This window comes from Streptomyces niphimycinicus, assembly GCF_018883605.1.
Taxonomy (GTDB): Bacteria; Actinomycetota; Actinomycetes; order Streptomycetales; family Streptomycetaceae; genus Streptomyces; species Streptomyces niphimycinicus.
The window spans coordinates 1-11,924 of sequence record NZ_JAHLEM010000597.1; the positions used below are offsets into that span (position 1 = coordinate 1).

Sequence of the window (11,924 nt, forward strand, 5' to 3'; positions counted from 1 at the left end):
TGTGATCGCCGTGGTCGAGAGCGGCCGGATCACCGAGCTGGGCAGCCATGACGAACTCGTCGCGGCGGACGGAGCCTACGCCGCGCTGTGGCGCTCCTGGCATCAGTGACGAGGGTGGCCGCGCCCCGGCGCGGCCACCCCGGTACCGTCCAGGATTCAGATGATGCCGAGGGCGGCCAGCCCTCCCACGCCGCCGAGCAGCATGAAGACCGGCATCAGCACCTTCAACTCGACCCAGCTTCCGGCCCGGAACCGCATCCCCTTCGGCGGGCCGAGCGCGTACCAGCGCTTGCGGCCGATCGGGATGGGCCACAGGATCGGGCAGCCGGAGACGGTCAGCGCGTCCCCGATGTCGTGGACCAGGGCGCCGAGCACGATCGGCAGGCCGAGCCAGAGGTACTCCTGGCCCGGTGCGCTGAACAGCCAGTCCGAGCCGTTGCCCGGCTGGTGCAGCACATCGGCCAGGATCCAGGCGCTGGCCGCGCCGAGCAGCCACACCAGGACATCGCTGGAGACCCGGGCCGCGCGCCACAGCAGCCCCTCGACGGCCAGCACCATATGCACGAAGAGGATGCCCAGCACCGCCCAGCGCCCGCCGACCATGGCGAGCGCCGAGGCTCCGGCGCCGATCAGCACCGCCCATACCCAGGTGTGGGTGAGGGTGCGGTGGCCGCCCGAGCGGCGCGGGTCGCCCGGCTTCCTGGTCGCTTTGTAGACGGAGTACGAGAGCTTGTCGATCACCTCGCACAGTGTCCGCGAGATGGGCCCGAAGGCGCGCGATATGGTCGCCGCCTTGTGGTCGAGGTCGGGGGCGAGCGCCGCTCCCGCGCAGATCAGCGCGCCGGCGACCAGCACCGGCCAGGGCATCGAGTGGCCGGCCGCCGCGGCCGCCGCCCCCACCCCCAGCCAGGCCGCCGCTCCGGACAGCGAATGCGCCGGTCCCATCATGGTCGTACCCCGCCCCTGTTCTTTCCCGCTTCCGTGCGGGAGTTGACTGCTTCGGCCCGGCACAGCCTAGCCGCGGGCGATCTTCGTCCGCACAGCCGGTTCCCGTCCCGGCGGGGAAACCAGGCAGTATAGGTGCGTGACTCTTATCGATCAGCTTCCGAGCGACGCCGACCCCGACGCACTTTTCGAGGCGTTCTCCACCTGGGTCGAGGAGCGGGGCATCTCGCTGTACCCCGCCCAGGAGGAAGCGCTGATCGAGGTGGTGTCCGGGGCGAATGTCATCCTGTCCACCCCCACCGGATCGGGCAAGAGCCTGGTGGCGGCCGGCGCCCACTTCGCCGCGCTCGCCCGGGACCAGGTCACCTTCTACACCGCGCCGATCAAGGCCCTGGTATCGGAGAAGTTCTTCGAACTGTGCAAGCTCTTCGGCACCGAGAACGTCGGGATGCTGACCGGTGACGCGTCGGTCAACGCGGACGCGCCGGTCATCTGCTGTACGGCCGAGGTACTGGCGTCCATCGCCCTGCGGGACGGCAAGGACGCCGATATCGGCCAGGTGGTGATGGACGAGTTCCACTTCTATGCGGAGCCGGACCGGGGCTGGGCGTGGCAGATCCCGCTGCTGGAGCTGCCGCAGGCGCAGTTCATCCTGATGTCGGCGACGCTCGGTGATGTGAGCCGGTTCGAGGGCGATCTGACCCGGCGCACCGGGCGGCCCACCGCGGTCGTGCGATCCGCGACCCGGCCGGTGCCGCTGAGCTATGAATACCGGACGACGCCGCTGACCGAGACGCTGACCGAGCTGCTGGAGACCCAGCAGGCGCCGGTCTACATCGTGCACTTCACCCAGGCGGCGGCGGTCGAGCGGGCCCAGGCCCTGATGAGCATCAATATGTGCTCGCGCGCCGAGAAGGACGAGATCGCCTCGCTGATCGGCAATTTCCGGTTCACCACCAAGTTCGGCCGGAATCTGTCCCGTTATGTCCGGCACGGGATCGGCGTGCACCATGCGGGCATGCTGCCGAAGTACCGGCGGCTGGTGGAGAAGCTGGCGCAGGCCGGGCTGCTCAAGGTCATCTGCGGTACGGACACCCTCGGCGTGGGCGTCAATGTGCCCATCCGCACCGTCCTGTTCACCGCGCTGACCAAGTACGACGGTCAGCGGGTGCGGACGCTGCGGGCCCGGGAGTTCCACCAGATCGCGGGCCGGGCCGGCCGGGCCGGCTTCGACACCGCGGGCTTTGTGGTGGCCCAGGCGCCCGAGCATGTCGTCGAGAACGAGAAGGCGCTCGCGAAGGCCGGGGACGATCCGAAGAAGCGCCGCAAGGTGGTCCGCAAGAAGGCGCCGGAGGGCTTCGTCAACTGGGGCCAGAACACCTTCGAGAAGCTCATCGCCTCCGAACCCGAGCCGCTCACCTCCCGGTTCCGGGTCACCCACGCGATGCTGCTGTCGGTCATCGCCCGGCCCGGCAACGCCTTCGAGGGGATGCGCCGCCTGCTGGAGGACAACCACGAGCCGCGCAAGAACCAGCTCCGGCACATCCGCCGGGCGATCGCGATCTATCGCTCGCTGCTGGACGGCGGGGTGGTCGAGCAGGTGGAGCCACAGGGCGCCGACGGTGCGGAGGGAGCCGCCCCGATCGTCCGGCTGACGGTGGATCTTCAGCAGGACTTCGCGCTCAACCAGCCGCTGTCCACCTTCGCGCTGGCCGCGTTCGAGCTGCTGGACCCCGAATCGCCTTCCTACGCCTTGGACATGGTCTCGGTCGTCGAGTCGACGCTGGACGATCCCCGGCAGATCCTGGCGGCGCAGCAGAACAAGGCGCGCGGTGAGGCGGTCGCCGCGATGAAGGCGGACGGCGTCGAGTACGAGGAGCGCATGGAGCGGCTCCAGGACATCTCCTACCCCAAGCCGCTGGAGGAGCTGCTCTTCCACGCGTACGGGCTCTACCGCAAGAGCCATCCCTGGGTCGGAGACCATCCGCTGTCGCCCAAGTCGGTGATCCGCGACATGTACGAACGGGCGATGACCTTCACCGAGTTCACCTCGTTCTACGACCTGGCGCGGACCGAGGGCATTGTGCTGCGCTACCTGGCCAGCTCCTACAAGGCGCTGGACCACACCGTGCCGGACGATCTGAAGTCCGATGATTTCCAGGACATCGTCGCCTGGCTCGGCGAGATGGTGCGGCAGGTCGACTCCAGCCTTCTGGATGAGTGGGAGCAGCTTGCCAACCCGGAGGACGAGTCGGCGGAGGAGGCGCAGGAGCGCGCCGACCAGGTCAGGCCGGTCACCGCGAACGCCCGCGCCTTCCGTGTGCTGGTGCGCAACGCGATGTTCCGCCGGGTGGAGCTGGCCGCCCTGGACAAGGTCGCCGAACTCGGGGAGATGGACACCGACTCCGGCTGGGACGAGGATGCCTGGGCGGAGGCGATGGACGGGTACTGGGAGGAGTACGAGGAGCTCGGCACCGGGCCGCAGGCCCGCGGGCCGAAGCTGCTGCTGATCGAGGAGGACCCCGAGCACGGCCTGTGGCGGGTGCGGCAGACTTTCGACGACCCGAACGGCGACCACGACTGGGGCATCTCGGCGGAGGTCGATCTCGCCGCCTCCGACGAGGAGGGCCGGGCGGTGGTCCGGGTCACCGACGTGGGCCAACTGTAGCCTCCTGGACGCGGTCCACGCCGAGGACCGGCCCGGCCCCCTCAGTGAAGGAGCACCAGCGATGACCAATCCCGCCGAGCGCCTGGTCGATCTGCTCGATCTGGAGCGGATCGAGCAGGACATCTTCCGCGGGCTCAGCCCCGATGAGTCGCTCCAGCGGGTGTTCGGCGGGCAGGTGGCGGGCCAGGCGCTGGTGGCCGCCGGGCGGACCACCGACGGGCTGCGTCCGGTGCACTCGCTGCACGCGTACTTCCTGCGGCCGGGGCGGCCGGGTGTGCCCATCGTGTACCAGGTGGAGCGGATCCGGGACGGGCGCTCCTTCACCACCCGCCGGGTCGTCGCCATCCAGCAGGGTCGCACGATCTTCAATCTGACCGCCTCCTTTCATTCTCCTGAGCCGGGTATCGAGCAGCAGTTGCCGATGCCGGAGGTGCCCGGGCCGGAAGCTCTGCCGAGCCTCGCCGACGAGGTCCGCTCGCATCTGGGAGCGCTCCCCGAGGCGTTCGCCCGCATGGAGCGCCGGCAGCCCTTCGACGTCCGCTATGTGGAGCGGCTGCGCTGGACGGACGAGGAACTCAAGGGCGTGGAGCCGCGCAGCGCCGTATGGATGCGCGCGGTGGGGCCGCTCGGGGACGACCCGCTGGTGCACACCTGCGCGCTCACCTATGCGAGCGACATGATGCTGCTGGACGCGGTGCGGATGCCGGTCGAGCCGCTATGGGGGCCACGGGGCTTCGACATGGCCTCGCTGGATCACGCCATGTGGTTCCACCGGCCGTTCCGCACCGATGAGTGGTTTCTCTATGACCAGGAGTCGCCCGTGGCCACGGGCGGCCGGGGACTGGCGCGCGGCCGGATCTACGACCGTGCGGGCCATCTGCTGGTGTCGGTGGTACAGGAGGGGTTGTTCCGCCCGCTGCGTCCTGCCGAAGGGGCGGCCGAAGGAGCCGCCGACGGCGGCTGAGCGCCCCCGGAGTATGTGCCGCACGTGGCTCATCGCCTGCCGACCAGCTTCTGCCACAGGCTCCGCGGGCGGCCCGGAGCCGGGATGCGGTCCTCGATCGGTCGCTCCGCCCCGGTGTCCGGGCGCGGCGCGGGCCGGGCCCGGCGGGCGTCGCCCAGTGAGGAGGTGAGGGCGGCCCGATAGCGCCGGATCTCCCGTGGGTCGTCGGCCGTGACCACCGCGTCGATGACGTCCCGGACCGCTCCGGCCTCGGGGCGCGTCCGGACGAGTGCGGGGCGCAGCTCCCGCAGATGTGCCCGCTCGTAGGGATCGGCCACGGCCGTGGCCAATTCGACGGAGCCCAGCACCGAGGCCAGCACCGCGGCCCGCTCCCAGGGGTCCTCGGTCTGGGCGAGCAGCCTGCCGATCCTGCGGCTGCGCCATTGCGCCGCCCGCCAGTCCTCCCCGGCGGCCAATGCGGCGCTCAGCCCAGGCGGCGTGCGGCCGCTCAGCAATTCCGGCTGCCTGATGGCGAACTCGGTCAGCTCCGACGCCAGATAGAGCCATACGACGGCCCGATAGCGATTGACATAGAACCGGACGGGGGCGAAGAAACCCCCGCGCGCGAGACGGGTGAGCCGGCCCTGGCTGATGCCGAGCAGCTCCGCGCCCTCCGCCGTGCCGACCACGCGCAGGCGGACGATGAGCGCCTCCGGGAAACCCTCGGCGGCGGTCACCCGCCTCAGCTCCTCGCACGCCACCCGCCGGCTCAGGCCGGTGCTGACGGTGCGCACCTCTCCCAACTGCACGGCCAGCTCGAACTCTCGCGATTTGAGCCCCAGCGCCCGGGCCGCCGCGCCGAACCCGACGCTCTCGCCCGATCCACCCGGCTCCGCCGGCCCGCCAGGGTCTCCCGGCCCGCTCGCCTGTCCCGGTACGCTCGGCTCCCCGAGCCACTCCGGGCTCCACGGCCCCTGGCTCTCCCGCAGCTCCTGATCCATCCGCACTGCCATGGCGACGTCCTCCCCCGCACTGCCTCAATCACTGACAGTGACGACGATAGCCGCGAAGCAAGAGGGTCGGTCAGCCCTGTGGATAACTTCCGCGCGGCCTCAGCCGGGTGTGCCGGTTTCCTGCCTGGCCTCGACTCCCAGGTGCTCCCCCACCCGGTTGACCAGCAGCGCCATCTCGTAGGCGACCTGCCCCACATCGGAGTCCGGCCCGGTGAGCACACACAGACAACTGCCGTCCCCCGCCGCCGTGACGAAGAGGACGCCCTCGTCGAATTCGACCATCGTCTGCCGCACCCGGCCGGTCCGGAAGTGGTGCCCGGACCCCTTGGCGAGGCTGTGCAGTCCCGAGGCCACCGCGGCCAGGTGCTCGGCGTCCTGGCGCACCAGTGTGGAACTCGCCCCCGTCACCAGCCCGTCGTTGGACAGCACCAGCGCATGCCGTATCTCCGCGATCCGCTCGGTCAGGTCATCCAGTAACCAGTCGAGCCCCTTGTTCACTGCCATATCCGATTCCTCCCCGATTCCCCTTCATCTGCGTGCCAGCCTTTCTCACTGCCGCCGTCTGGGCAACCCGCCCCGCCCGGCACCCCACGGTTGTGCGCTGATTGACGCAGGATGGGGACATGGCACAGAACATGACCAAGGATCAGTGGCAGAAGTTCCTCATGGAGGGCACCCGCACCGCGAAGCTGTCGACCGTACGGGCCGACGGAAGCGCGCATATCGCCCCCGTGTGGTTCCTGCTGGACGGTGACGACCTTCTCTTCAACACAGGTCAGGAGACAGTCAAGGGCCGCAACTTGGCCCGGGACGGCCGGGTCGCCATCTGCGTGGACGACGACAGGCCGCCGTTCGCCTTCGTCACCCTGCGGGGCCAGGCCGAACTCATCGACGATCTGCCGCAGGTCCGCGAGTGGGCGACCCGGATCGCCGCCCGTTATATGGGTGAGGACCGGGCGAAGGAGTTCGGCGACCGCAACGGCGTGCCGGGCGAGCTGCTGGTCAGGGTGCGCATCGACAAGGTGCTCGCGCTCGCCGGAGTCACCGACTAGCGAGATTCGACCGAAATCCAACCCTTCATGACGCACCCCCGCCCATCCGACGTTTACGGGCGCATGAGGATCTTTATCGCACCGTCCTCCTTGTGCTGGAACATCTCATAGGCGCGGGGTGCCTCCTCCAACGGCATGCGATGGGTGGCGAACCCGTCGACGCCCAGCGGGTCGTCGTCCGTCAGCAGCGGGAAGATGTCGTCGGCCCAGCGCCGCACGTTCGCCAGGCCCATCCGCAACTGGATCTGCTTGTCGAACATGGTCATCAGCGGCAGCGGATCGGCCATGCCTCCGTACACCCCGCTGAGGGAGATCGTTCCACCGCGCCGCACCAGCGCGATGGCGAGCCGCAACGCCGCCAGCCGGTCGACCCCGGTCTTCTCCGTGAGCCTGGCGGCCCACTCCCGCGGCAGGAAGCCCGCGACCCGATGGGCGGTCCGGCCGAGCGGGCTGCCGTGGGCCTCCGCCCCCACCGCGTCGATGACCGCGTCCGGCCCGCGGCCGCCGGTGGTCGAGAGGACGGCCTCGACCAGGTCCTCCTGACGGGAGAAATCATTGAGGTCATGGACCTCGACGCCGTCGGCGCGCGCTCGGCGCAGCCGTTCGGGGACGAGGTCCACTGCGATGACCCGGTCGGCCATGCCCCGGACCTTCGCCACCCGGCAGGCCATGATCCCGATGGGGCCCAGTCCCAGGACCGCGAGCGTGCCGCCACGCGGAATCCCGGCGTACTCGACGGCCTGCCAGGCCGTGGGCAGCACATCGGAGAGATAGACGTAGCGGTCGTCCTGGACTCCTTCGGGCACCTTGATCGGGCCGTACTGGGCCTGCGGCACCCGCAGATACTCCGCCTGGCCGCCGGCCACCGCGCCGTAGAGCCTGGTGAAGCCGAAGAGCTCCGCGCCCATGCCGTGCTCGGGGACCTGGGTGGTCTCGCACTGCGTCGGCAGACCCGAGCAATGGAGGGCGTGAGCACCTCGTAGAGATGCAGGTCGGAGCCGCACAGCCCGGTGGTGGTGATCCGGACGACCGCGTCCGTCGGCTCCTTGATGATGGGGTCCGGCACTGTCTCGACCCGCACATCATGCCGGCCCTGCCAGGTCACCGCTCGCATCGCCGCATCCCTTCGCCGTGGCCGTCGGCATGGTCCTCCGGGGGTCGTTCCGGGTACACCGGCGGATCCGGCCGAAGCGTCGGCGGGACCACGGCCCGCGCCGCCGGTCCACCAGGTCCACGAGCCGGGATGTCTCCTGGGCGACCACGGCCGGTTCGGCGCCCGCGGTGCCCAGAACGGCCAGGCACGCGCCGTCCGCCAGGGCCACGACGACGAGGAGGCCGGCCGCCATCTCGATCATCGTCCGCCGGGGCGGGCCGCCGCGCCCCCTGCGCCCCGCGCTCGCGGCGACGCTGTGGAATCCGGAGGCGACGGCGGCCAGGTGCTCGGCCTCCTGGCGGGAGAGCCCACGGGAGGCGCTGACGGTCGCCCCGTCCCGGGAGAGCACCACGGCATGGCGTACGCCGCCGGCCTCTGCCACCAGATCGTCCAGAATCCGGTCGAGATCGGCCATGGAGCGTGCGGCGGCACTGCGGGGCTTGGTCATGGGCGGTCTCCCTCGGTCGGGATGCGCCGCGCCGAGCGGCGCTCCAGGTCCCCCCTGAGCCAGGGACGCTAGACCCGTCAGGGGTGCGCCTTGGGGGCGCATTACGGAACCTGTTGAAATTTGACAGAGTCAGATGCCAGAGCGATCGGTAAGCGTCCGAATCTGCACTCGATGCGGGCGTAGGCTGCTTGCTCATCGCATCGCTTCACCGTCGTCGTATCCAAGGTGTCCCGAGGAGTTCCCGTGCCACATGAGCCCTCCCACGGAAACAGCGCGGCTGCCGTGAGGGACTTCTTCACCCCCCGGGCGGCCGACTGGGACAGCCGCTTCCCGGACGACGGCCCCGCCTACGCCGACGCCGTGGCCGACCTGGAGGCGCGGACCGGGGACGCGGTCCTCGACGCGGGATGCGGGACGGGGCGCGCGCTGCCGGCGCTGCGCGCCGCGGTCGGTCCCGAGGGGACCGTCCTCGGCGTGGACCTCACACCCGCCATGCTGGACGCCGCCCGGCGCGAGGGCCGGGACGGCTTCGCGGCCCTCGCCCTCGCCGATGTGGCGCGGCTGCCGCTGCGCGACGGCTGCCTCGACGCGGTGTTCGCCGCCGGGCTGATCTCCCATCTCGCCGAGCCCGGGCCGGGCTTGCGGGAACTGGCCCGGGTGGTGCGCCCCGGCGGGCGGCTGGCGCTGTTCCATCCGGTGGGGCGGGCCGCTCTCGCCGCCCGCCACGGCCGGCCGCTCACCCCCGACGACCTGCGGGCGGAGCCCCAGTTGCGACCGTTGCTGGCGGGCGCCGGCTGGCGCCTGGAGTCCTACGTCGACGAGGACACACGCTTTCTGGCGCTTGCCGCCCGCGAAACCGACTAACCGACTAGACGGGCCCGACCCGACCGGTCAGGGCTGATCCGCGATCGCCGCCGCGAAGCCGGGGGCGATGTCGAACATCGCGTTGTGGCCCGCTCCGGGTCGGTGTGGTTCGCGTCGGACGCCCGACAATGCACCGGCAATACATCGTTCTCGATGTATCACGTCTACGAGGTACAGCGGCCATGCGGCACAATGCGGCCATGCTCGAACTCGCCATCCTGGGCTTCCTCCACGACGCCCCCCAGCACGGTTACGAGTTGCGCAAGCGCATCGCCGCGCTGACCGGGCATGTGAAACCGGTGGCCGAGAGCACCCTCTACCCGGCGATCAAGCGGCTGGAGAAGGCCGGACTGCTGGCCCGCCGGACCCAGCCGGGCGCGGGAGCCGCTCCCCGGCATGTCCTCACGCTGACCGCCGAGGGACATGCGGAGCTGCGCCGCCGACTCGCACATCCGGCGGACACCGACATCACCGACGAGAACCGCTGGTTCACCCTGCTGGCGTTCCTGCGGCATCTCGACGACCCGTTGGCACAGGCGGAGCTGCTGGAGCGCCGGATGGCCTTTCTGCGGCGGCCGTCGAGCTTTTTCTACGAGGGCGACCGCCCGCTGCGGGCCGAAGAGGTGGAGGACCCCTTCCGGCGCGGCATCCTCACCATCGCCCGGGCCACCAGCCAGGCCGAACTGTCCTGGCTGCGGCGCACGCTCGACACGCTCCGCGCGGCGACCGACGACTGAGGGCCGACCGCGACCCGATGTCTCGACTCCATGGCTACTGGGTGGTTAAGGTGCGCGACGACGGATCGCCCTTCGGATCCGCATGCGCAAGAGGAGGCTGTCGTGCCCGCCACGGAGGAGTCAGGCGACGAGGCGCTGTATGTGCTGACCGCGGTGCTGCTGACACCCGCTCAATTCCCGAGCGTGCTCGGTGACGACTATCCCGAGGCATGTGCCGTGCTCGGGCTTGAGCCGTACGAGACCGGCTACGGACTGGTGCTGGGGCAGGACGGCGGCGGCGCCCGCTGGACTGTGGTCACCGACGATGTGTCACTCGTGGCGTGCGCCATCGCCACCTGGGACTGCGGTATGGAGTACGCCCTGGCCATCGACGACCGGACGGTGGTCGCCTCCCTTCCCGGCTGGCCGCTCGCGGTGGCCGTGGCCGCTCCGGGCGTACCGGCTCCCCATGACCCCGCTCCCGGCGCCGAGCTGGGGGCGGACGCCTCCCGGGCGCCGCTGACACCGCCGGACTCCGAGCGATGGGGCCCGGCCCAGCGGCGGCTCGGCGCCGATGAGATCGCGCTCCAGTGGGCGATCTGGCGTGAGCAGGTCGACAGCGATGTGACGTTCGTGGCCCCGGGCGAGAAGCCGCACGGGGGCGTGCGGCGGGTGCTCGAGGAGGCGCGCGGCTATCTGGCCTCGCCCCCGCCGGCGGGCCGGATCCGTTCGGCGTTCGCCTCCGGTGACGCGCGGACGCTCCGGGCCGACGGGCCGGGCTGGAGCATGGTGGCCCGGACCGACGACATCGCCTTCGTGCTGCTGGACGACGCTCCGGGCGAGGTGCTGCCGGTCGGCCGTGGCCCCGAGCTGCCGGAGCTGCTGACGGCCCTGGACAAGCTGGCGATGCGACCCCACTGAGAGCACCACCTCGCTGAGACCTGAGCGGCCGGCCGGGCAACCCCGCTGAGGGCCTGAGCGCCCTCCCCGCTGAGGGCCTGAGCACCCTCCTCCGTCCCGGCCGGTCAAGGACGCCGAGCGCATGGCCCGCCGCCCGTACGGTCGCCACCGCCCACCGCCCACCGCGTCCAGGCCCCGGGCCTCAGCCGGGACATAGCTCCCCAGCCGGCCGGGCCCCGAACGGGGTCGCGGGCGGTCCGCGATCGGTACTGCACGGTCACTCCCGGCTGCGCGCCGCCCGTGGCCCCGAGCCCGGCCGGCCGCCTTCCGCGGCCGCGCTCGGCGGCCGGCCGCTTCAGCGGCCGAGCTGCTTACGGGAGACCCTGTGCAGCCTGCGGCGCTGGGAGGAGTCGAGCAGCAGATAGGCCGCCGCCGGCACCCCCACGATCACCAGCAGCGCCGCCCAGAAGGGCAACACCCAGAGCAGGATCACACCTGCCACCACACCACCGGTGGCGACCTTCGCGCGTGTGGACATTTCGCCCGCCTCCTTCACGGCCCATAGCCGCACTCACTCCACACAACGGACGCCGACGGCACCCGGTTCCTCCTGGCGCCGTCATCCTGTACCCTCAGGCGGCCCGGGCTCCACTAGTCAAATTTGAGGAACGCTCAGCGCTGTGACCCCACCCTCCGCGGCAACACCCTCCGAGGTCGCCGAACTCTCCCGCTGCACCGCGGTCTTCCTTCCCGGTGATCCGGCACGCACCGGCCGGATCGCCTTCTGGCGGCCGGACGGCTCGCCCCCTTCCGGTCCCGCCACCGGCTCCGCCGAGGAGCTGACGGTCGCCGTCCCGGCGGACGGCGCCGACGACGGCTCCACCGGCCCCGCGCCCACCGGCCCCGCGCCCACCGGCCCCGACGTCCGGACACGGACCGTACGGGCGCTCGTGCTGCCCCTGGGCGAGGCGCTGCCGGTGCTCACCCGCGCCCGGGCGCGGGCCGCGCAGGCCGGTCCTGGCCAGTGCGACCCCGCCACGGCCTTCTGGGGCGCCGCCGCCGTACTCGCCCTCCAACTCGCGGCCCGCGGAAAGCTGCTGCCCGGGCTCACCGCCACCGACCACGACGCCTGGCGCGTCGGCCCGCTCACCCCCGACGACCTGACACGGGTGCGTGAACTGGCCGCCGCCATGCCGCCCGGCGCGCACGCGACGCCGCTGCC

The 11,924-nt window shown here is 71.3% G+C and carries 11 protein-coding genes and 2 pseudogenes; 7 read left to right on the forward strand and 6 right to left on the reverse strand.

Going from position 1 to position 11,924, the window contains the following annotated elements; translation table 11 throughout:
- Nucleotides 1-156: 156 nt before the first annotated feature.
- Nucleotides 157-948: a metal-dependent hydrolase gene (locus KN815_RS37185; protein ID WP_216346258.1), complete on the reverse strand. Its 792-nt coding sequence runs from the start codon at nt 946-948 to the stop codon at nt 157-159.
- 136 nt (nt 949-1,084) lie between these two features.
- On the opposite strand from KN815_RS37185, the gene KN815_RS37190 reads away from it, so the two are divergent.
- Both KN815_RS37190 and KN815_RS37195 read left to right on the forward strand, forming a co-directional pair.
- Entirely contained in the window at nt 1,085-3,613 is a 2,529-nt protein-coding gene (locus KN815_RS37190; protein WP_216346259.1) for a DEAD/DEAH box helicase, read from the forward strand.
- A 61-nt stretch (nt 3,614-3,674) separates the two neighbouring features.
- A complete protein-coding gene (locus tag KN815_RS37195; RefSeq protein ID WP_216346260.1) occupies nt 3,675-4,577 on the forward strand; it encodes an acyl-CoA thioesterase in 903 nt (300 codons plus the stop codon).
- Nucleotides 4,578-4,606: 29 nt separating this feature from the next.
- Here the strand turns inward: KN815_RS37195 and KN815_RS37200 are convergent, their stop codons facing one another.
- Together KN815_RS37200 and KN815_RS37205 are read right to left on the reverse strand one after the other, a co-directional pair.
- The gene (locus KN815_RS37200; protein ID WP_216346261.1) at nt 4,607-5,569 is read right to left on the reverse strand and encodes a DUF6397 family protein; all 963 of its coding nucleotides are present in this window, start codon (nt 5,567-5,569) and stop codon (nt 4,607-4,609) included.
- A 99-nt stretch (nt 5,570-5,668) separates the two neighbouring features.
- A complete protein-coding gene (locus tag KN815_RS37205; protein WP_014057270.1) occupies nt 5,669-6,073 on the reverse strand; it encodes a roadblock/LC7 domain-containing protein in 405 nt (134 codons plus the stop codon).
- A gap of 119 nt (nt 6,074-6,192) precedes the next feature.
- Here KN815_RS37205 and KN815_RS37210 point away from each other — a divergent pair, with 119 nt between their 5' ends.
- On the forward strand, nt 6,193-6,621 hold the full coding sequence (locus KN815_RS37210) for a PPOX class F420-dependent oxidoreductase (protein ID WP_216346262.1): 429 nt from the start codon (nt 6,193-6,195) through the stop codon (nt 6,619-6,621).
- 53 nt (nt 6,622-6,674) lie between these two features.
- Here the strand turns inward: KN815_RS37210 and KN815_RS37215 are convergent.
- Nucleotides 6,675-7,735: pseudogene (locus KN815_RS37215) on the reverse strand (zinc-binding dehydrogenase).
- Nucleotides 7,704-8,222 (reverse strand): roadblock/LC7 domain-containing protein, encoded by a 519-nt coding sequence (locus KN815_RS37220; RefSeq protein ID WP_216346263.1) that lies wholly within the window; start codon nt 8,220-8,222, stop codon nt 7,704-7,706. Before KN815_RS37220 ends, KN815_RS37215 begins: the two are co-directional and overlap by 32 nt.
- Before the next feature lie 243 nt (nt 8,223-8,465).
- On the opposite strand from KN815_RS37220, the gene KN815_RS37225 reads away from it, so the two are divergent.
- From KN815_RS37225 to KN815_RS37235, 3 genes are all read left to right on the forward strand, one after another.
- Complete coding sequence (locus KN815_RS37225) at nt 8,466-9,086, forward strand: class I SAM-dependent methyltransferase (protein WP_216346264.1); 621 nt, start codon at nt 8,466-8,468, stop codon at nt 9,084-9,086.
- 200 nt (nt 9,087-9,286) lie between these two features.
- On the forward strand, nt 9,287-9,823 hold the full coding sequence (locus tag KN815_RS37230) for a PadR family transcriptional regulator (RefSeq protein WP_216346265.1): 537 nt from the start codon (nt 9,287-9,289) through the stop codon (nt 9,821-9,823).
- Nucleotides 9,824-9,925: 102 nt separating this feature from the next.
- A complete protein-coding gene (locus KN815_RS37235) occupies nt 9,926-10,723 on the forward strand; it encodes a hypothetical protein (RefSeq protein WP_093467488.1) in 798 nt (265 codons plus the stop codon).
- Nucleotides 10,724-11,057: 334 nt separating this feature from the next.
- Here KN815_RS37235 and KN815_RS37240 read toward each other — a convergent pair whose 3' ends face one another.
- Nucleotides 11,058-11,240, reverse strand: coding sequence for a tail-anchor membrane protein (locus KN815_RS37240; protein WP_014057263.1), 183 nt, complete (start codon nt 11,238-11,240; stop codon nt 11,058-11,060).
- 142 nt (nt 11,241-11,382) lie between these two features.
- Here KN815_RS37240 and KN815_RS37245 point away from each other — a divergent pair.
- Nucleotides 11,383-11,924 (forward strand): annotated as a pseudogene (locus KN815_RS37245) (ATP-dependent helicase); the annotation flags it as partial.

Coding starts and splice junctions, on each gene's coding strand:
- KN815_RS37200 (WP_216346261.1), bottom strand. CDS start 5,569: ATGGCAGTGCGGATGGATCAGGAGCTGCGGGAGAGCCAGGGGCCGTGG.
- KN815_RS37220 (WP_216346263.1), bottom strand. CDS start 8,222: ATGACCAAGCCCCGCAGTGCCGCCGCACGCTCCATGGCCGATCTCGAC.
- KN815_RS37185 (WP_216346258.1), bottom strand. CDS start 948: ATGATGGGACCGGCGCATTCGCTGTCCGGAGCGGCGGCCTGGCTGGGG.
- KN815_RS37210 (WP_216346262.1), top strand. CDS start 6,193: ATGGCACAGAACATGACCAAGGATCAGTGGCAGAAGTTCCTCATGGAG.
- KN815_RS37240 (WP_014057263.1), bottom strand. CDS start 11,240: ATGTCCACACGCGCGAAGGTCGCCACCGGTGGTGTGGTGGCAGGTGTG.
- KN815_RS37195 (WP_216346260.1), top strand. CDS start 3,675: ATGACCAATCCCGCCGAGCGCCTGGTCGATCTGCTCGATCTGGAGCGG.
- KN815_RS37205 (WP_014057270.1), bottom strand. CDS start 6,073: ATGGCAGTGAACAAGGGGCTCGACTGGTTACTGGATGACCTGACCGAG.
- KN815_RS37230 (WP_216346265.1), top strand. CDS start 9,287: ATGCTCGAACTCGCCATCCTGGGCTTCCTCCACGACGCCCCCCAGCAC.